General features: G+C 68.6%; 15 protein-coding genes. 10 read left to right on the top strand and 5 right to left on the bottom strand.

Annotation, left to right across the window (positions count from 1 at the left end):
• Positions 1–133 precede the first annotated feature (133 nt).
• The 3 genes from rplQ (at position 134) to dsbD (ending at position 3240) form a co-directional block, all read left to right on the top strand.
• Positions 134–529 carry a 50S ribosomal protein L17 gene (rplQ, locus tag F1599_RS06940; protein ID WP_006577446.1) on the top strand — a complete coding sequence of 132 codons (396 nt, stop codon included), beginning with the start codon at positions 134–136 and terminating at the stop codon, positions 527–529.
• A gap of 132 nt (positions 530–661) precedes the next feature.
• Positions 662–1003 (top strand): divalent-cation tolerance protein CutA, encoded by a 342-nt coding sequence (gene cutA, locus F1599_RS06935; protein WP_149319740.1) that lies wholly within the window; start codon positions 662–664, stop codon positions 1001–1003.
• A gap of 329 nt (positions 1004–1332) precedes the next feature.
• A complete protein-coding gene (gene dsbD, locus F1599_RS06930; protein ID WP_223819520.1) occupies positions 1333–3240 on the top strand; it encodes a protein-disulfide reductase DsbD in 1908 nt (635 codons plus the stop codon).
• A gap of 91 nt (positions 3241–3331) precedes the next feature.
• Here the strand turns inward: dsbD and F1599_RS06925 are convergent, their stop codons facing one another.
• The 3 genes from F1599_RS06925 to yihA all read right to left on the bottom strand — a co-directional run bounded on the left by F1599_RS06925 (position 3332) and on the right by yihA (position 6746).
• Positions 3332–4654 (bottom strand): magnesium transporter CorA family protein, encoded by a 1323-nt coding sequence (locus tag F1599_RS06925; protein ID WP_149319739.1) that lies wholly within the window; start codon positions 4652–4654, stop codon positions 3332–3334.
• A gap of 10 nt (positions 4655–4664) precedes the next feature.
• Positions 4665–5657, bottom strand: coding sequence for a porphobilinogen synthase (hemB, locus tag F1599_RS06920; protein ID WP_150082627.1), 993 nt, complete (start codon positions 5655–5657; stop codon positions 4665–4667).
• A 297-nt stretch (positions 5658–5954) separates the two neighbouring features.
• A complete protein-coding gene (gene yihA / locus F1599_RS06915) occupies positions 5955–6746 on the bottom strand; it encodes a ribosome biogenesis GTP-binding protein YihA/YsxC (RefSeq protein WP_223819519.1) in 792 nt (263 codons plus the stop codon).
• Positions 6747–7026: 280 nt separating this feature from the next.
• Here yihA and F1599_RS06910 point away from each other — a divergent pair, with 280 nt between their 5' ends.
• The 6 genes from F1599_RS06910 (at position 7027) to msrQ (ending at position 13939) form a co-directional block, all read left to right on the top strand.
• Positions 7027–7686 (top strand): c-type cytochrome, encoded by a 660-nt coding sequence (locus tag F1599_RS06910; protein ID WP_149319737.1) that lies wholly within the window; start codon positions 7027–7029, stop codon positions 7684–7686.
• A 147-nt stretch (positions 7687–7833) separates the two neighbouring features.
• Positions 7834–10050, top strand: coding sequence for a cytochrome c biogenesis protein ResB (locus tag F1599_RS06905; RefSeq protein WP_150082626.1), 2217 nt, complete (start codon positions 7834–7836; stop codon positions 10048–10050).
• 10 nt (positions 10051–10060) lie between these two features.
• On the top strand, positions 10061–11269 hold the full coding sequence (gene ccsB / locus F1599_RS06900) for a c-type cytochrome biogenesis protein CcsB (RefSeq protein WP_223819518.1): 1209 nt from the start codon (positions 10061–10063) through the stop codon (positions 11267–11269).
• Between the two features lie 161 nt (positions 11270–11430).
• A complete protein-coding gene (locus tag F1599_RS06895) occupies positions 11431–11892 on the top strand; it encodes a COG4315 family predicted lipoprotein (protein WP_150082625.1) in 462 nt (153 codons plus the stop codon).
• 213 nt (positions 11893–12105) lie between these two features.
• Positions 12106–13110 carry a protein-methionine-sulfoxide reductase catalytic subunit MsrP gene (gene msrP, locus F1599_RS06890; protein ID WP_150082624.1) on the top strand — a complete coding sequence of 335 codons (1005 nt, stop codon included), beginning with the start codon at positions 12106–12108 and terminating at the stop codon, positions 13108–13110.
• A 52-nt stretch (positions 13111–13162) separates the two neighbouring features.
• Complete coding sequence (gene msrQ / locus F1599_RS06885) at positions 13163–13939, top strand: protein-methionine-sulfoxide reductase heme-binding subunit MsrQ (RefSeq protein WP_150082623.1); 777 nt, start codon at positions 13163–13165, stop codon at positions 13937–13939.
• 34 nt (positions 13940–13973) lie between these two features.
• Here msrQ and lysA read toward each other — a convergent pair whose 3' ends face one another.
• Entirely contained in the window at positions 13974–15233 is a 1260-nt protein-coding gene (lysA, locus tag F1599_RS06880) for a diaminopimelate decarboxylase (protein ID WP_150082622.1), read from the bottom strand.
• Positions 15234–15662: 429 nt separating this feature from the next.
• Between lysA and cyaY the strand changes: the two genes are divergently transcribed.
• Positions 15663–15998 carry an iron donor protein CyaY gene (gene cyaY, locus F1599_RS06870; RefSeq protein WP_149319730.1) on the top strand — a complete coding sequence of 112 codons (336 nt, stop codon included), beginning with the start codon at positions 15663–15665 and terminating at the stop codon, positions 15996–15998.
• A 162-nt stretch (positions 15999–16160) separates the two neighbouring features.
• Here the strand turns inward: cyaY and F1599_RS06865 are convergent, their stop codons facing one another.
• Positions 16161–18539 carry a penicillin-binding protein 1A gene (locus tag F1599_RS06865; RefSeq protein WP_149319729.1) on the bottom strand — a complete coding sequence of 793 codons (2379 nt, stop codon included), beginning with the start codon at positions 18537–18539 and terminating at the stop codon, positions 16161–16163.
• Positions 18540–18808: the final 269 nt, after the last annotated feature.

The raw sequence follows: 18808 nt of genomic DNA, 5'->3' as shown, positions 1-18808 counted from the left end.
TGCCAGTCCCTGCCGCCCGGCCAGCGATGGCCAGTCGGCGCAAACCGACTACCGGCCCGCGCCGGCGCGCTCCCGACGGGAATGCGCTGGCGATAGAAGAGCTGGTCAAACACTGATCTAGAAAGGAATCATCATGCGTCACCGTCATGGTTTGCGGAAACTGAACCGCACCTCGTCGCACCGTCTCGCGATGCTGCGCAACATGTCCAACTCGCTGTTCCAGCACGAGCTGATCAAGACCACGCTGCCGAAGGCCAAGGAACTGCGCAAGGTCGTCGAGCCGCTGATCACGCTGGCCAAGAAGGACACCGTCGCCAACCGCCGTCTGGCTTTCGCCCGCCTGCGCGACCGCGACATGGTCACCAAGCTGTTCAACGAACTGGGCCCGCGCTACGCCACCCGTCCGGGCGGCTACACCCGCATCCTGAAGTTCGGCTTCCGTCAGGGCGACAACGCGCCGATGGCGCTGGTCGAGCTGGTCGATCGTCCCGAAGTGACCGAGGCCCCGGCCGAGGAAGCTGCGGAGTAAGACCTTCGCCCCTTCGCCGATCCGACGCGGCGGCCGCCACGGGCGCCGCGGATTGGCGAACCGCTTACAATCGAGCCAGGCAATTGCCTGGCTCTTTTGTTTTTGGGCCGGCGTCATGCAGGAGCGATATCGATGGACGCATCGCAGGTATTGGTGGTGATCACCACGCTGCCGGACGAGGACAGTGCCGCCGCGCTGACCCGCGCGCTGCTGGAGGCCCGGGTGGCCGCGTGCGTGAACCGTTTGCCGGCATGCGAGTCGCAGTACTGGTGGCAAGGGGCGGTCGAGACGGCGCGCGAATTGCCGCTGCTGATCAAGACCACGCGGGCGCGCTACGACGCGCTCGAAGCCGTCATCCGCCAGCACCATCCCTACGATGTGCCCGAGATCGTCGCGCTGCCGGTCGCAGCGGGCCTGCCGGCCTATCTCGACTGGGTACGCGAGCAGACGGCAGGGCCGGACGGCGGCGCGTGAGCCGGCCGCAGGACAGGTCAGGGAAAGACGCGGCGGGACGCCGCCGAACGTAGAGAGATAGGGCAACCGCATAACGCAGGCGTATAGCGCAACCGCATAGTGCAACCGCATGGCGCAACGACCTGGCGCTGCGGCATAGCGCAAACGCAAAGCGCAACGACACAGCGCAACGACATAACGAATAACAGCAGGAACCGACGATGGGCAGCAGCTTGGGGTCGATGGACATGGTCACGGGGCAGGGCGCTCAGCGCTCGCAGCATTCGCAGGGCCTGCGAAGCTGGCAAGGCTGGCAAGCCTGGCAATCGCTGGCCGCGATCGCCCTGGCGATGCTCGCCGTTTGCCTGTGCCTCGGCGCCGGCCCGGCCCGCGCGGCCGACCAGGACGACTTCCTGCCGCCGGAGCAGGCCTTCCGCTTCGCCGCGCGCACCATCGACCCGCGCACCGTCGAGGTCCGCTTCGATGTCGCGCCGGGCTACTACCTCTACCGCGAACGCTTCGCCTTCGCCGCGCAACCGGCGCAGGTCAAGCTCGGCGCGCCCGACCTGCCCGCCGGCAAGGTCAAGTTCGACGAGACCTTCGGCAAGGAGATGGAGACCTACCGCGACACGGTGACGATCCGCGTGCCGGTCGAGTCCGCGCCGGCCGACGGCAAATGGACGCTGATCGTGACCTCGCAGGGCTGCGCCGACAAGGGCCTGTGCTATCCGCCGATGGAGAGCGTGTACGAGGTTGGCGGCGCCGGCATCGGCGCGCTGCTCGGCGGCCGCTCCAATGCGACGCCGGCCAACGCGACATCAACCAACGCGACGCCGGCCAACGCCACATCAACCAACGCCACCTCCGCCATCGCCGCCGCCACGCCGCTGCCCGCCGGCACCGGAACCCGTAGCGCCGCCGCGCAGGCCGACCCCGGCAAGGCCATCGACGACAGCGGCCGCATCGCCGCGACGCTCGCCGGCGGCCACCTGCTGACGATCGTCGCGCTGTTCTTCGGCCTCGGCCTGCTGCTGACCTTCACCCCTTGCGTGCTGCCGATGGTGCCGATCCTGTCGTCGATCGTGGTCGGCGAGCATCTGCATCGCGGCCGCGCCTTCGTCGTGTCGCTGGCCTATGTGCTCGGCATGGCGGTGGTCTACACCGCGGTCGGCGTCGCCGCCGGGCTGATCGGCGAAGGGCTGGCGGCAACGCTGCAAAAGCCCTGGGTGCTGGCGCTGTTTGCCGCGCTGATGGTCGCGCTGGCCCTGTCGATGTTCGGCCTCTACGAACTGCAACTGCCGCAGCGCTGGCAGACGCGCCTGACCGACTCCGCCAATCGCCGCCCCGGCGGCCAGATCGCCGGCGCCGCCGCGATGGGCGCGATCTCGGCGCTGATCGTCGGTCCCTGCGTGACCGCGCCGCTGGCCGGTGCGCTGGCCTATATCGCGCAGAGTGGCGACGCCTGGACCGGCGGCGCCGCGCTGTTCTCGATGGCGATCGGCATGGGCGTGCCGCTGCTGCTGGTCGGCGTCGGCGCCGGCAACCTGCTGCCGCGCGCGGGCCGCTGGATGGAGGCGACCAAGCGCGTGTTCGGCTTCCTGCTGCTCGGCGTCGCGCTGTGGATGATCGGGCCGGTGCTGCCAGCCTGGCTGTCGATGCTGGGCTGGGCGACGCTGCTGCTGGTCGGCGCGGTGTTCCTGCGCGCCTTCGACGGCCTGGGCGCGGACCCGCATCCGGTGGCGCGGCTGGGCAAGGGGCTCGGCGTGCTGTCCGCGCTGGCGGGCGCGATCCTGCTGGTGGGCCTCGCCTCGGGCAGCCGCAATCCGCTGCAGCCGCTGTCGCATCTGGTGGCGGGCGTGCGCGACGGTGCGCCGGCGGCCGAGGCGGTGCGCTTCGAGCGGATCCGCTCGGTGGCCGAGCTCGATGCCCGCATCGCGCAGGCCAGCGCCGCCGGCAAGCCGGTGCTGCTGGACTTCTATGCGGACTGGTGCGTCAGTTGCAAGGAGATGGAGCGCTTCACCTTCAGCGACCCGCGCGTGCAGGCGCGGCTGGCCGACGTGGTGATGCTGCAGGCCGACGTGACCGCCAACAACGCCGACGACAAGGCCCTGCTGAAGCGCTTCGGCCTGTTCGGCCCACCGGGCATCATCCTGTTCGGCGACGACGGGCGCGAGCTGCCGGTGCGGGTGATCGGCTATCAGGCGGCGGGACGCTTCCTGGCGAGCCTGGAACGCGCGTTCGGGCCGGCGGGCGCCTGACGCAAAGACGGGCCCAAAGCTGGGCCCAAAGCTGAGCCCAAAGCTGAGCCCAAAGCTGAGCCCAAAGCCGGGGCCGGCCAGCCGCCCCGAATCACTCCCGCCACAACCAGCGGCCGACCGCCCACATCGCGCCGATTCCCACCACCACCGCACCCATCAGCGAGATCGACCACCAGAAACCGCTGGGCTCCTGCAGCCACGGCATGCGCTCGAAGTTCATGCCGAACACGCCGGTGATCAGCGTCAGCGGCATGAACAGCGCGGTGATCATCGTCAGCATCCGCATGGTGCGGTTGGTCCGGTGCGCGACCGCCGAGAAGTGGATCTGCACCGCGGATTCGATCGAATCCTCGAGGCGCCGCGCATGCGCCAGCACGCGGAGGATGTGTTCCATCACGTCGTTGATTCGCACCAGCAGCACTTCGTCGCGATCGTTGGCAGTGGCGCCGGCCGGGTCGCTGTAGGTGTTGTCGAGCAGGCTGTCGCGGAATTCCTGCAGCGCGTCGCGCTGTTCCTCGCACAGATGTTCCAGCCGGCGCAGCTGGATGCGCGCATCGAGCAGGCCCTCCCAGCTGGAAAAGCCGCTGCGCGCATTGAGCAGCGCACGCTGCCAGCGGTCGAGTTGGCGCGTCAGCGGCGCGCGCAGTTCGAGATAGCGGTCGACCATCGCGTTCAGCAGCCGCAGCATCAGGTCCTCGGGACGCGTCGGCGGACGGATGCCGTGCACCAGCGCCGTGCCGCCATTGGTGCGGACCTCGGGCCGAGGCCCGCGCGTCAGCTCGAGCAGCCGCTGGCGGACCTGCTCGATCGTGCGCGACTGCCCGGGCCGCACGGTGGCCAGCACGTGGTCGAACACGAAGAACGTCACCGGCTGCGTGTCGATGCGGGCGAGCGCGGGCAGGAAGCCGGGCGGATGGCGGCGCGGCTTTGTTGCCGGGGCCGAGGCGCCGGAGGGACCGGCGGTGCCCGCCGCCCCCGTCGCCGCCGACGTCCCCGATGTCCGCGCCGCGGTGTCCGCTCCGCCGTTGTGCGGCGCGCGACTGTTGCCGGCACCCGTGCCGGCGTCGCTCGCATTGCCGCCCACCGCCGCCGGTCCCTCGCTGCCGGCCTCGGCAATCAGCCGGCTGGTCTCGAACGTCAGCTTGCGGAAGATCACCATGTCGTAGGCATGCGTCGTATCGAAGAACGACGGATGCGCGGCATTGGTGGCGTCGGCCAGATGCAGGTCCAGCACCGGTGCGCCGGTCAGCGTCTGCAGGTTGTCGCGCCAGGCCGACGGCGCCGCGCTGACTTCGGCGAGCGTGCAGTCGACCCAGACGAAGCGCGGCGCGGCCTGTTCGGCGAGAAAGGCGCGCGCGGCCTCGAGCGAATCGAGCGGATGGACCTGGCTGGCGGAAAAACCGAGCAGCTGCATGCGCGAGGGATCAGCGCGCCAGCAGGCGGGCGGCGTCGAGGGCGAAATAGGTCAGGATGCCGTCGGCACCGGCGCGGCGGAACGCCAGCAGCGATTCCATCATGACCTTGTCGTGGTCGAGCCAGCCGTTCTGCGCGGCCGCCTTCAGCATCGCGTACTCGCCGCTGACCTGGTAGACGTAGGTCGGGAAGCGGAACTCGTCCTTGACACGCCGGACGATGTCCAGATACGGCATGCCGGGCTTGACCATCACCATGTCGGCGCCTTCCATGATGTCCTGCGCGACTTCGCGCAGCGCCTCGTCGGTGTTGGCCGGATCCATCTGGTAGGTCATCTTGTTGCCCTTGCCCAGATTGGCGGCCGAGCCCACCGCGTCGCGGAAGGGGCCATAGAACGCCGACGCGTACTTGGCCGAGTACGCCATGATGCGGGTGTGGATGTGGCCGGCATCCTCGAGCGCATTGCGCACGGCACCGATGCGGCCGTCCATCATGTCCGACGGCGCGACGATGTCGACGCCGGCCGCGGCCTGCGTCAGCGCCTGGCGCACCAGGATCTCGACGGTCTCCTCGTTCAGCACGTAGCCGTCGGCATCGAGCACGCCGTCCTGGCCGTGGCTGGTGTACGGGTCGAGCGCGACGTCGGTCAGCACGCCCAGTTCGGGGAAGCGGTCCTTCAGCGCGCGCACCGCGCGCGGGATCAGTCCGTCGTCGCGGGTCGCCTCGATGCCGTCGGGCGTCTTCAGCGAGGGATCGATGACCGGGAACAGCGCGATCACCGGGATGCCCAGCTGCACGCATTGCTCGGCCACCGGCAGCAGCAGGTCCACCGACACGCGCTCGACGCCCGGCATCGAGGCGACGGTCTGGCGCTGGCCCTGTCCGTCGAGCACGAACACGGGGTAGATCAGGTTGTCCGGCGACAGGCGGTGCTCGCGCATCAGCCGGCGCGAGAAGTCGTCACGGCGCATGCGGCGGGGGCGGAATTCGGGGAAGGTCGACATGGTGGGATCGTCAGTCAGGGGGACGGCGGAGCGCGGCCGGCCACGATACCTGGGCGATCGCAGCGTCACGGCGAAGGGACCGGATGTGGCAGGGGCTTGGCCTGCCGGGCGGCGGCGTCCCGCGTCCAATAAAAAACTAAACTTTTGTGCGTGCCCGCTATCATACTCGCGGACCCTTTGCGTTGCGCCCCGTGCGTGGCGCGAGGTCCCCCGCTACTCCTCCCTGAGCGGGTACCCGCCTCGCGGCGGGAATATTCCCCCCCGTTGCTTGCAGCGGGGTTTTTTTTGCGCGCTCGCTTACGACGGGGTGCCGTCGCCGCCCGGCTTGCGGTCGGACTCGCCGGGAGGCGTGCTGTCCGGCGCGTCGTCGCCGGCGGCCTCCGGCGCTGCATCGTCCGTTGGCGATGCAGCGGCCGCCGGTGCATCGTTGGTCGCCGGCGCCGCGGCAGGCTGCGCCTCGGGCAGCCCCAGCCATCCGGCGATATGGCGCTGCGCCTCCTCGATGCCGCGGCGCTTCAGGCTCGAGAACAACTGCGCGGTCAGCAAGGGCGGGTTCTCCAGCTGGGATGCATAGTCCGCCAGCACGCGGCGCGTCTCGCGCAGCGCCAGCGCATTCTCGCTGCTGGTTAGCTTGTCCGCCTTGGTCAGCAGCACATGGATCGGCTTGCCGGTGGGCAGAAACCACTCGACCATCTGGCAATCGAGATCGGTGAAGGGCCGGCGCGCATCCATCATGATCACCAGCCCGGCCAACTGCTGCCGGGCCTGCACGTAGTCGCTCAGCAGCGATTGCCAGTGGTACTTGGCCGAGCCCGACACCTGTGCGTAGCCGTAGCCCGGCAGGTCGACCAGGAAGGCCAGCGGATCGGGTGCCTTGACCGGCGCCACTGCAAAGAAATTGATGTGCTGCGTGCGGCCGGGGGTCTTGGACGAGAACGCCAGCCGCTTCTGGTTGCACAGCACGTTGATGGCGGTCGACTTGCCCGCATTGGACCGTCCGGCAAAGGCGACCTCGGGCACGGCGGTGGCCGGCAGGTCGCGCAGATGGTTGACGGTGGTGAAGAAGCGGGCCTGGTGTAGGAGAGACATGAGGGAGAGGCAGGGTCGGGGAGGCCCGCGCGGGAGTGCGCCAAGCGTCTATCCGAGAAGCGATTTATTGTACAATACCGCGGTTAACGGCCTCCCGGCCGGGTGGCGTTCGACGTTCTTTTGGCCTTGTTGGCGGCCGGCATGACCTGATATTGCCGGCCGGCAGTGGTCTGCCAACGGGTCTGTCCCGTCTTTTCGCCCCAATGCGCGTCCTCACCGCAGGCCGGAGGCTGACCGGCACGCGATAGCGAATTCAAAACAATTCAGACAAGGTGTGCGAATGAATGGCATTGCGAAACTTGTGGCTGTCGTAGCACTGGCCTTGCCGGCAACGGCCTTCACGGGTCTGGCCTCGGCCGCCGAGCAAGCCGCCGTCAAGGCGGACCCGGCCAAGGGCGAGACCCTCTACACGCAGGGCGCGCCGGATCGCAATGTTCCCGCCTGTCTGAGCTGCCACGGCGCCAACGGCAACAGCGGCGCCGCGGTCAATCCGAAGCTGGCCGCGCAGCATCCCGAATACAGCGACAAGCAGCTGGCCGACTTCAAGGCCAAGGTGCGCAACAACCCGATCATGACGCCGATCGCCTCGCAGTTGACCGCCCAGGAAATGCGCGACGTCGGCGCCTACCTGGCCCGCCAGACGCTCAAGCCCGCCAGCGCGAAGAACAAGGACACGATCGAGCTGGGCCAGAAGATCTACCGCGCCGGCATCGCCAACAAGGGCGTTCCCGCCTGCGCGGCCTGCCATGGGCCGGCCGGCGCCGGCATCCCGGCGCAGTATCCGCGCATCGGCGGCCAGTTCTCCGAGTACACCGAGGCCCAGCTGGTGGCCTTCCGCCAGGGCGGCCGCAAGAACAACGCGGTGATGGCCGAGGTCGCGGCGCGGATGTCCGATGCCGAGATCAAGGCGGTGGCGGACTACGTCGCCGGCCTGCGCTAAGCTCACCGGTAGCCCCGGGCCGGCCGGCCCTCGCCGGCGCGGTGCGGGGGCGCAACCAACCGGACCGGCGATAATCGAAGAGGGTGGCCCGCGTCAGCGCGCCTCCCTCTTTGTCTTTTGCGCCCCGCGCCTTCAGCCTTTCCTGCCATGCCGACCGCTTCCACTTCGGGCCTGCGCCTGAAGACCCCCCACCGCCTGCTGCGCGATACCGTCGAGCTGGTCTCGTCGATGCGCTTTGCGATCGCGCTGCTGTCGGTGATCGCGATCGCCAGCGTGATCGGCACCGTGCTCAAGCAGAACGAGCCGTACGCCAACTACGTGAACCAGTTCGGCCCGTTCTGGGCCGAGCTGTTCCACGCGCTATCGCTGCAGAAGGTCTACGGCTCGTGGTGGTTCCTGCTGATCCTGGCCTTCCTGGTGGTGTCGACCTCGCTGTGCCTGGTCCGCAATGCGCCGAAGATGGTGGCCGACATGCGCTCGTGGAAGGACCATGTGCGCGAGCGCAGCCTGCGCGCCTTCCACCACCGCGTCGAGTTCGATGCCGCGCCGTCGCGCGCCGGCGCGGTGCAGCGCCTGGGCGCGCTGCTGGCCAACCGTGGCTATCGCGTGCGCCAGGTCGAGCACGACGGCGCCACGCTGCTGGCGGCCAAGGCCGGCGCGGCCAACAAGCTCGGCTATATCCTCGCGCACGCGGCGATCGTGGTGATCTGCATCGGCGGGCTGCTCGATGGCGACATGCTGATCCGCGCGCAGATGTGGTTCGGCGGCAAGACGCCGATCCGCGGCAACGCGGTGATCAACGAGATTCCGCCGCAGCACCGGCTCTCCAGCAGCAACCCGGGCTTTCGCGGCAACGCCTTCGTACCCGAGGGCGCGACCGTGTCGACCGCGATCCTGAACGTTGCCGACGGCGCGCTGGTGCAGGACCTGCCGTTCACGCTGACGCTGAAGAAATTCATCATCGAGCATTACTCGACCGGCATGCCGAAGCTGTTCGCCTCGGACGTGGTCGTCACGGACCGCGCCACCGGCAAGCAGACCGCCGCCACCATCAAGGTCAACGAGCCGCTGATCGTCGACGGCATCGCGATCTACCAGTCCAGCTTCGAGGACGGCGGCTCGCGGCTCAAGTTCGTCGGCTATCCGATGCAGGGCAGCTCGGCGAAGTCCTTCCCGTTTGCCGGCACGGTCGGCAACAGCGCGCCGCTGCAGGGCACCGGCACCGCGGTCGATGCGCAGGGGCTGGCGGTCGAGTTCAGCGACTTCCGGCTGATGAACATCGAGAACGTGACCGATGCCTCGGGCAAGGCCGATGCGCGCGGCGTGGCGACGCGCCCGCTGAACGAGCGCATCGAGGCGCGCCTGGGCGCGGCCGCCAATCCCGAGCGCGAGAAGCAGCTGCGCAATGTCGGCCCATCGGTGCAGTACAAGCTGCGCGACCGCAACGGCCAGGCACGTGAATTCCACAACTACATGGTGCCGGTCCAGCTCGACGGCCAGTCGGTGTTCCTCGCCGGCACGCGCGAAACGCCGAACGAGCCGTTCCGCTATCTGCGCATTCCGGCCGACGAGCAGGGCAGCGTGGCCGACTGGATGCGGCTGCGCGCGGCGCTGCAGGACAGCGCACTGCGCGGCGAGGCCGCCCGCCGTTTCGCGCTGGCGTCGATGCCGGGCGACGACAAGGCCGAGGTGCGGGCGCAGTTGGCCGAGAGCGCGCGCCGCGCACTGGACCTGTTCGCCGGTGCGGCGCGGCACGATGCCGATGCGCCGCCGGGCGGCTTCGCCGCGATCGCGGCCTTCCTCGAGCGCTCGGTGCCGCAGGCCGAACAGCAGAAGGCCGCCGACGTGCTGCTGAAGATCCTGAACGGCTCGATGTGGGAGCTGTGGCAGCTCGCGCGCGAACGCGCCGACCTGCCGGTGGTCGCCAACAGCGCGCAGAGCGGTGCCTTCCTGCAGCAGGCGATCAACGCGCTGTCGGACAGTTTCTTCTACGTCGCGCCGGTGTTCCTGCAGCTGGACGACTTCCAGGAGGTCAAGGCCAGCGTGTTCCAGATGACCCGTGCGCCTGGCAAGAACATCGTGTATCTTGGCTGCCTGCTGCTGGTGCTGGGCGTGTTCGCGATGCTCTATATCCGCGAGCGCCGCGTGTGGGTCTGGGTCAAGGATGCGCAGCCGAATGCGGCCCAGGATGCCGCGCCGGACGATGGCGTGCCACGCGCCGCCGGCAGCCACGTGCTGATGGCAATGTCGACCCAGCGTCGCACCCTGGACTTCGAGAAGGAATTCGCCGCGCTGCGCGAGGACGTGCAGCGTGCCGCGGCGGCAGCGCAGGACGCGCCGCCCGCGGCGCCGGCGACACGGTAGGGATTTCGTCATGTCTTCCAATTCTTCCAAGCTGCACGCCCCCGCCAACCCCACGGCGAACGAAGGGCACGCCCCGGCGGCAGTGGACACCTCATACCTGGAGCCCTCGTTCCTGGGCCGGCTGTCGTGGCTGGACTGGCTCTACGCGCTGTTGCTCGTGGTCGGCGCCGGCATCGGCCTGGCCCGCTACGGCCAGTGGATGGACGGCTACGACAAGGCGGTGCTGATCGGCGCCGTGCCGACCTTCGCGCTGCTGGGCTGGCACTGGAAGCCGGTGCGCGCGCTGATGGCGGGCCTGGCCGTGCTGGCGCTGCTGGCCGTGCAGCTCTACCACGGTGAACTGGCGCGCGCCGAGCAAGCCTTCCTGCTCAAGTACCTGCTGTCGAGCCAGTCGGCCATCCTGTGGATGTGCGCGCTGGTGTTCCTGTCGACGCTGTTCTACTGGGGCGGCCTGCTGGCGCGCTCGCAGACCGGCTACGGCATCGGCCACAAGCTGGCCTGGGCGGCGGTGGTGCTCGGCTTTACCGGCATGCTGGTGCGCTGGTACGAGTCCTACCTGATCGGCCCCGATATCGGCCATATCCCGGTGTCGAACCTGTACGAAGTGTTCGTGCTGTTCGTGCTGATCACCACGCTGTTCCACCTGTACTACGAGGGCCGCTACCGCACCGGCGCGCTGGGCCCGTTCGTGATGCTGGTGGTGTCGGCGGCCGTCGGCTTCCTGCTGTGGTACACGGTCAGCCGCGATGCGCACGAGATCCAGCCGCTGGTGCCGGCGCTGCAGAGCTGGTGGATGAAGATCCATGTGCCCGCCAATTTCATCGGCTACGGCACCTTCGCGCTGGCCGCGATGGTCGCGGTGGCCTACCTGCTGAAGCAGCGCGGCATCCTGGCCGAGCGCCTGCCCGCGCTGGAGCTGCTCGACGACGTGATGTACAAGGCGATCGCGGTCGGCTTCGCCTTCTTCACCATCGCCACCATCCTGGGCGCGCTGTGGGCGGCGGAGGCCTGGGGCGGCTACTGGAGCTGGGACCCGAAGGAAACGTGGGCGCTGATCGTCTGGCTGAACTACGCCGCCTGGCTGCACATGCGCCTGATCAAGGGCCTGCGCGGCGCGATGGCGGCGTGGTGGGCGCTGATCGGGCTGTTGATCACCACCTTCGCTTTCCTTGGCGTCAACATGTTCCTGTCCGGGCTGCACAGCTACGGCGAATTGTGATCGTTGTGATCTGAAGCGCGCTTTTACTGCGTGGAAGCGAGGAAACCTGCCCTTTCGGGCAGGTTTTTTTGATTGGAAAGGGAATAAAGCGGCGCCTGAGGGTGTTTACTGGGAAACACGGCGCCGGTGGGCGGCGCCGACCTTTCCTGGAGACAGACATCATGGCCCTCTCGCGCCTTACCGCTTCCGGTCGTCTTGGCCTTCCCGTCACCGTCGCCGCCGCCATCCTGCTGACCGCCTGTTCCGGCATGGGGATGGGCTCGGGCAGCAGCAGTGCCAGCGCCAGCAGCTCGGCCAGCACCAGCGGCAACATGCCGCCGACCGTCAAGGTCAGCAACGGCGTGCTGACCGACCCGCAAGGCCTGACGCTGTACACCTTCGACCGCGATACCGCGGGCAGCGGCAAGAGCGTCTGCAACGGGCAATGCGCGGTCAACTGGCCCCCGCTGCTGGCGCAGCCCGGCACCTCGGCCACCGGCCAGTACACGATCATCACGCGCGACGACGGCAGCCGGCAGTGGGCCTATCGCGGCAAGCCGCTGTACCGCTTCGCCAAGGACACCAAGCCGGGCGACCGCACCGGCGACAAGGTGATGAACGTCTGGCACATCGCCACGCCGTGAGGTGACTTAACGCGGTGCCGTAACGCGGTGACGTGACCCGGTGCCCTGACCCGGTGACGTACCGCGGCGACGTAAGGCGGTGCCATAAGCCATCGGCGACGGGCGCCGCGGCCCGCCGCACCAAAGGCCGGCCGGCCGGTCCAAACTGTGCCGGCCCGGCGCGATCCGTGGGACCGCCCGGCGCGCCGGTGCTCCGCCAAGCAAGGAACGACGATGTGGATTCCCTCTCCGAAATGGCTGCGCGGCGACGACATTCCGTCCAGCGAGATCACGCCGCCCGAAGCGTTCGCCGCGCGCCGGCGCTGGCTGGCGATGGTCGCGGCCGGCGCGGCCGGCAGCACGCTGGCACCGTGGGCCGCGCGCCAGGCGCTGGCGCAGCAGCCGGGCCGCGGGCAAAAGCTGCCCGCCACGCCCAATCCCGGCTACGTGGTGACCGACAAGCGCACGCCCTACGAGGACGTCACCACCTACAACAATTTCTATGAGTTCGGCACCGACAAATCGGACCCTTCCCGCAATGCGGGTACGCTGCGGCCGCGTCCGTGGCAGGTCAAGGTCGAAGGGCTGGTGCGGCAACCGAAGACGTATGACATCGACGGCCTGATGCGGATGGCGGCGATGGAGGAACGCGTCTACCGGCTGCGCTGCGTGGAGGGCTGGTCGATGGTGATTCCGTGGGTCGGCTTTCCACTGGCCGAACTGATCCGGCGCGCCGAACCCCTGGGCAGCGCCAAGTACGTCGAATTCGTGACGCTCGCCGACAAGAAGCAGATGCCGGGGCTCGGCAGCCCGGTGCTTGACTGGCCGTATCGCGAGGGCCTGCGCCTGGACGAGGCCATGCATCCGCTGACCCTGCTGACCTTCGGCCTGTACGGCGAGGTGCTGCCGAACCAGAACGGCGCGCCGGTGCGCATCGTGGTGCCGTGGAAATACGGCTTCAAGAGCGCGAAGTCGATCGTCGCGATCCGCTTCGTCGACAAGCAGCCGGCCACCAGCTGGAACCTGGCCGCGCCGCAGGAGTACGGCTTCTATTCGAACGTCAATCCGGAAGTCGATCATCCGCGCTGGAGCCAGGCCACCGAGCGCCGCATCGGCGACGACAAGGGCGGCGGCTTCGCAGCGCTGTTCGCGCCCAAGCGCAAGACGCTGCCGTTCAACGGCTATGCGCAGCAGGTCGCCTCGCTGTACCAGGGCATGGATCTGCGCAAGTTCTTCTAGGACGCCAGCCCGGGTCTGCCCAGCCTCCGCCAACGTTCGCCTACGCCGCCGCATGCCTTCCACCGACACGACGCCTGCCGCGCCCCCGGGCGCGACCCATGCCGCCGCGCAGGCAGCGTCGCCGACAGGCGCCCGCCGTTCCGCCGCCACGCCCGGCACGCTGCCGCCGGCGCGGCTGCGCGCGCTGAAGGCGCTGATCTGGGTACTGGCGCTGCTGCCGTTCGCACGGCTCGTGTACCTGGGCGCGACCGGCCAGTACGGCGCCAATCCGCTGGAATTCGTCACGCGCTCCACCGGCACCTGGACGCTGGTGATGCTGTGCGCGACGCTGGCGGTGACGCCGCTGCGGCGCCTGAGCGGCTGGAACTGGCTGCTGCGGATACGGCGCTTGCTGGGCCTGTTCGCCTTCTTCTACGGCACGCTGCATTTCATGCTGTGGCTCGGCGTGGACCGCGGCTTCGATCTGGCCTATATGGCCAAGGACGTGTTCAAGCGTCCGTTCATCACGATGGGGTTTGCCGCGTTCGTGCTGATGGTGCCGCTGGCCGCGACCTCGACGCATGCGATGGTGCGGCGGCTGGGCGGCCGCCGCTGGCAGGCCCTGCACCGCAGCATCTATGCGATCGCGGTGCTGGCGATCCTGCATTACTGGTGGCACAAGGCCGGCAAGAACGATTTCGGCGAGGTGTCGATCTACGCCGCCGTGGTGGCGGCGCTGCTCGGCGCGCGGCTGTGGTGGTGGTGGCGCGGGACGGCGCGCGCCGCTACCACTGCTGCCGCGCCGAGGGAATCCTCGCGGCAGTCGTCGCCGCAGCAGTCGCGGCAGTAGCCGCGGCAGTAGTCGCGCGGCAGTCGTCGGCGCCTTAGCGCGGCAGCAGCTTCTCGTCGCGGAACAGGTCCTCGACGCGCTCGCGGGCGCGCACCAGGTGCACCGCCTCGCCGTCGACCATCACCTCGGCCGCGCGCGCACGAGTGTTGTAGTTCGAGCTCATCACGAAGCCATAGGCGCCGGCCGACATCACGGCCAGCAGGTCGCCGGGTGCGACCGCCAGCGCGCGATCGCGGCCCAGCCAGTCGCCCGATTCGCACACCGGCCCAACGACGTCATAGGTCACGGCCTCGCCCGCATGCGGCACCACCGGCTCGATGCGGTGGAAGGCCTCGTACATTGCCGGGCGCGCCAGGTCGTTCATCGCCGCATCGACGATGCAGAAGTTCTTGGCCTCGCCGGGCTTGAGGAATTCGACGCGCGTCAGCAGCACGCCGGCATTGCCTACCAGCGAACGGCCCGGCTCGAACAGGACCTCCCGATGGCCGTGGCCGCGCTGCGCCACGCGCTCGAGCAGCGTGCGCGCGAAGCCGGTGATATCGGGTGGAGTCTCGTCGTCATAGGTGATGCCCAGCCCGCCGCCGACATCGATATGCGACAGCACGATGCCTTCGCGCTCGAGCGCCTCGACCACGTCGAGCACCTTGTCCAGCGCTTCGATGTAGGGCGAGACCTCGGTGATCTGCGAACCGATATGGCAGTCGATGCCGGTGATCTCCAGGTGCGGCAGCGCGGCGGCCGCGCGGTAGGTCGGCAGCACGTCGTCGAAGGCGATGCCGAACTTGTTGCCCTTGAGTCCGGTGGAGATATACGGATGGGTGCGCGCGTCGACGTCCGGATTGATCCGCAGCGACACGCGCGCGCGCTTGCCGACGCGGCCGGCGACCGCGTTCAGGCGGTCGAGCTCGGGAATCGATTCGACGTTGAAGCACAGCACGTCGTGCGCCAGCGCCAGTTCCATTTCCGCCTCGGACTTGCCCACGCCGGAGAACACGACCTTGCGCGGATCGGCGCCCACCGCTAGCACGCGCTGCAGCTCGCCGCCGGAGACGATGTCGAAGCCCGCGCCAAGCTGTGCGAACACCTGCAGCACGGCCAGATTCGAATTGGCCTTCATCGCGTATTGCACGCGGGCGCGATGGCCCGCGCAGGCGGCGGCGTAGGCCTGGTAGGCGGCGGTCAGCGCCGCGCGCGAATAGACGTAGGTCGGCGTGCCGAACTGCTCGGCGATACGCGCGAGCGGCACCTGTTCGACGGCGAGGGCGCCGTCGCATCGATGGAAAAATGCGGTCATGTTATCGAGCGGCAGGGGCGGCAGGGGCCGCAGGAGCGGACGCAGGCGCGAAGGACGAAGGCGTGCGGGCCGCCGGCGTGCGCGCGGGCATCGGCGCGGCGTCCGGCTGCGACAGGCCGGGATCGGGGACGCTGGGCTGCACCGGCGCGGGCGGGCGCTGCGGCATCACCAGCGGCCCGCGAATGCCGCATCCGCCGAGCAGGGGCATCGCTAGGCCGGCGGCAAACGCCGCTACAATCGCAACACGACGCAACATCGGGTCGTCCTTGGAAACAGGGGTCGAACGGGAGGCGGACCGGAGCAGCCGGGGCCGGGCAACGGTGCCCGCGGGCACTCGGGTCGGCGCCCGGATCGGCCCGCAGAACAATGCATCAGCCCGGAACGGGTCCCGGCAGGGACCGGCCGCGGCTGGCGGTCTTGGAGTGTAGCATGTCCCTTTTGAGCGAAAGCGAGTTCCTGGCGCTGGCGACCGGCGAGCTGGATCGGCTGGAAAGCGCGATCGAGCAGGCCGCCGATTCGGCCGACGCCGATATCGAAATCAACCGCAGCGGCAATGTGATGGAGCTCGAGTTCGAGGACGGCTCGAAGATCATCATCAACAGCCAGGCGCCGATGCAGGAACTGTGGGTCGCGGCGCGCGCCGGCGGCTTCCATTTCCGCCGCGACGGCGAGCGCTGGGTCGACACGCGCGAGGGCACCGAGCTGTACCAGGCGCTGTCGCGCTACCTGAGCCAGCAGGCCGGGACCGCGCTGACGCTGGGCTGATTTTCCGCATAGCGGCGTATCGGCACAACCGCATAACCGCATAACCGCATACCTGCCCCCGTGGCAAGCAAAAAGGCCAGCCCATCGGGCTGGCCTTTTCGTTGTGCGATCGCGCTTTTGCGAGGGCGTTGTGCGATCGCGTCTTGCCATCGGTCGGCCGCATCAGCCGCCGCCGAACATCTCCAGGATGCGGCGCTTTTCCTGCTCCAGATCCGCCGGCGATGGCGCGCCCGGATCGGGCGCCTTGCCGGGCCACGGATCGCCCAGGCCCACCGAGGCCACGCCGGCGCCGCCGGCATTCTCTTCCAGCGTCCAGTCGCCGGCCACCATGACCACGCCTTCCGGCGGCTGGCGGTCCGGGCTCTCGGGCACGCCCTTGAGCATCTTCGACATGTAGCTGATCCAGATCGGCAGCGACAGGCCGCCGCCGGTCTCGCGCACGCCCAGGCTCTTGGGCTGGTCGTAGCCCATCCAGGCCACCGCCACCAGCTTCGGCGTATAGCCGGCGAACCAGGCGTCGACCGCGTCGTTGGTGGTACCGGTCTTGCCCGCCAGGTCGTTGCGCCCCAGGCGCTGCTTGGCACTGTAGGCGGTGCCGGTGCGCACCACGTCGCGCAGCATGCTGTCGGCGATGAAGGCCGTGCGCGCGTCGAGCACGCGTACCGCGTCCTCGCCGGCGCGCTGCGGCTTGGTCTCCGACAGTACGTTGCCGCGCGCGTCGACCACCCGCTGGATCAGGTACGGGTTGATGCGATAGCCGCCGTTGGCGAACACCGAATAGGCGCCCGCCATCTGCAGCGGCGTCACGCTGCCCGAGCCCAGCGCCATCGGCAGGTAGGCCGCATGCTTGTCGGCATCGAAGCCGAAGCGCGTGATGAACTCCTGCGCATACTGCGTGCCGATCGCGCGCAGGATCCGCACCGACACCAGGTTCTTCGACTTGGCCAGCGCGCGGCGCATCGTCATCGGGCCTTCGAAGCGGCCGTCGTAGTTCTTCGGCTCCCACACCTGGCCGCCGGTATCGGGGCCGATCGACAGCGGCGCGTCGTTGATCACGGTCGCCGGCGAGAAGCCCTTTTCCAGCGCGGCCGTATAGATGAAGGGCTTGAAGCTCGAACCCGGCTGGCGCCACGCCTGGGTGACGTGGTTGAACTTGTTGCGATTGAAATCGAAGCCGCCGACCATCGCGCGGATCTCGCCGTCCTCGGGGTTCAGCGAGATGAAGGCCGCCGCCACCTCGGGCAGCTGCGCCACCGACCACGCGCCTTTCTCGTTCTGCACCACGCGGATGATCGCGCCGGGACGGATCTTGACCTTGGGCTGGGCGTTGGCCGCCAGCGACGGCGCGATATAGCGCAGCGCCTGGCCCTCGATCACCACTTCCTCGCCGGACAGCAGCACCGCGCGCACCTGCTTGCTCGATGCCGCGGTGACCACCGCCGAGCGCATGTCGTCGCTGGCCGGATGCTCGACCAGCGCGTCGTCGATGGCCTGCTCGCGCTCGGCCGGATCGGACGGCAGGTCGATGAAGGCCTCGGGGCCGCGATAGCCGTGCTTGCGCTCGTAGTTCATGATGCCGGTGCGCACCGCCTCGTAGGCCGCGTCCTGGTCGGCCTTGGTCAGCGTCGTGTACACCGTCAGGCCGCGCGTGTAGGTCTCCTCGCGGTATTGGGCGTACATCAGCTGGCGCACGATCTCGGCCACGTACTCGGCGTGGGTCGAGAACTCGTTGCCCTCGTTGCGGACCTTCAGCTCTTCGTGCACCGCCTCGTCGTACTGCTGCGGCGTGATATAGCCCAGGTCGCGCATGCGCTGCAGGATGTATTCCTGCCGCACCTTGGCGCGCTTGCGGTTGACCACCGGGTTGTAGGCCGACGGCGCCTTCGGCAGGCCGGCCAGCATCGCGGCCTCGGCCACGGTGACGTCCTTGATGGACTTGCCGAAGTAGACGCGCGCGGCGCTGGAGAAGCCGTAGGCGCGCTGGCCCAGATAGATCTGGTTCATGTACAGCTCGAGGATCTGATCCTTGCTCAGATTCGCCTCGATCTTGTACGCCAGCATCATCTCGTAGATCTTGCGGGTGTAGGTCTTCTCGCTGGACAGGAAGAAGTTGCGCGCGACCTGCATCGTGATAGTCGACGCGCCCTGCGACAGCCCGCCGCGCAGATTGGCCAGGCCCGCGCGCAGCACGCCGATGAAATCGACGCCGCCATGCTCGTAGAAGCGATCATCCTCGATCGCCAGCACGGCTTTCTTCATCACGTCGGGGATCTCGGCGATCGGCACGAAATTGCGCCGCTCCTCGCCGAATTCGCCGATCAGCACGTTGTCGGCGGTGTAGATGCGCAGCGGAATCTTGGGACGGTAGTCGGTCAGTGTGTCGAGCGACGGCAGATTCGGCGCCGCCACCAGAAGCGCGTAGCCGAGCAGCAGGGCCACCGTGACGACACCCGCGGCCATCAGGCCCAGCGCCCAGTAGCTGGCGCGTATCCACAGCGGGCGGCGAGCCGGTTTAGCCGGCTTCTGTTGTGCAGTAGCCATTGGGTAATACCTAGTTGGAGGTGCCCGGATTATATCGCTCGCCTTCGCGGCTCCCGGGCGGGTAGTGCCGTGGCGGGCGCATCCATGCTGTTACAAGATGTAAGGCCAAAAAACGTCGCCGCTCATCGTCGCCGCTCATATCAGTCTGGGCGCCTGCGGCCCAAGCGCAATCGCGCCGTGACTTGCGAAAACCGGCTCGATGGGCATGGCCTCGCATTGCCGGTGCCATGTCCGCCTGCCGAGAATCGGTCCATCGTCGCGCCATCCCG

This window comes from Cupriavidus cauae (assembly GCF_008632125.1).
Taxonomy (GTDB): domain Bacteria; phylum Pseudomonadota; class Gammaproteobacteria; order Burkholderiales; family Burkholderiaceae; genus Cupriavidus; species Cupriavidus cauae.
The sequence above is the reverse complement of the archived record's forward strand: the minus strand, read 5'-3'. Positions and strand labels throughout refer to the sequence as shown.

Coding starts and splice junctions, on each gene's coding strand:
- rplQ (WP_006577446.1), top strand. CDS start 134: ATGCGTCACCGTCATGGTTTGCGGAAACTGAACCGCACCTCGTCGCAC.
- cutA (WP_149319740.1), top strand. CDS start 662: ATGGACGCATCGCAGGTATTGGTGGTGATCACCACGCTGCCGGACGAG.
- dsbD (WP_223819520.1), top strand. CDS start 1,333: ATGCTCGCCGTTTGCCTGTGCCTCGGCGCCGGCCCGGCCCGCGCGGCC.
- F1599_RS06925 (WP_149319739.1), bottom strand. CDS start 4,654: ATGCAGCTGCTCGGTTTTTCCGCCAGCCAGGTCCATCCGCTCGATTCG.
- hemB (WP_150082627.1), bottom strand. CDS start 5,657: ATGTCGACCTTCCCCGAATTCCGCCCCCGCCGCATGCGCCGTGACGAC.
- yihA (WP_223819519.1), bottom strand. CDS start 6,746: ATGTCTCTCCTACACCAGGCCCGCTTCTTCACCACCGTCAACCATCTG.
- F1599_RS06910 (WP_149319737.1), top strand. CDS start 7,027: ATGAATGGCATTGCGAAACTTGTGGCTGTCGTAGCACTGGCCTTGCCG.
- F1599_RS06905 (WP_150082626.1), top strand. CDS start 7,834: ATGCCGACCGCTTCCACTTCGGGCCTGCGCCTGAAGACCCCCCACCGC.
- ccsB (WP_223819518.1), top strand. CDS start 10,061: ATGTCTTCCAATTCTTCCAAGCTGCACGCCCCCGCCAACCCCACGGCG.
- F1599_RS06895 (WP_150082625.1), top strand. CDS start 11,431: ATGGCCCTCTCGCGCCTTACCGCTTCCGGTCGTCTTGGCCTTCCCGTC.
- msrP (WP_150082624.1), top strand. CDS start 12,106: ATGTGGATTCCCTCTCCGAAATGGCTGCGCGGCGACGACATTCCGTCC.
- msrQ (WP_150082623.1), top strand. CDS start 13,163: ATGCCTTCCACCGACACGACGCCTGCCGCGCCCCCGGGCGCGACCCAT.
- lysA (WP_150082622.1), bottom strand. CDS start 15,233: ATGACCGCATTTTTCCATCGATGCGACGGCGCCCTCGCCGTCGAACAG.
- cyaY (WP_149319730.1), top strand. CDS start 15,663: ATGTCCCTTTTGAGCGAAAGCGAGTTCCTGGCGCTGGCGACCGGCGAG.
- F1599_RS06865 (WP_149319729.1), bottom strand. CDS start 18,539: ATGGCTACTGCACAACAGAAGCCGGCTAAACCGGCTCGCCGCCCGCTG.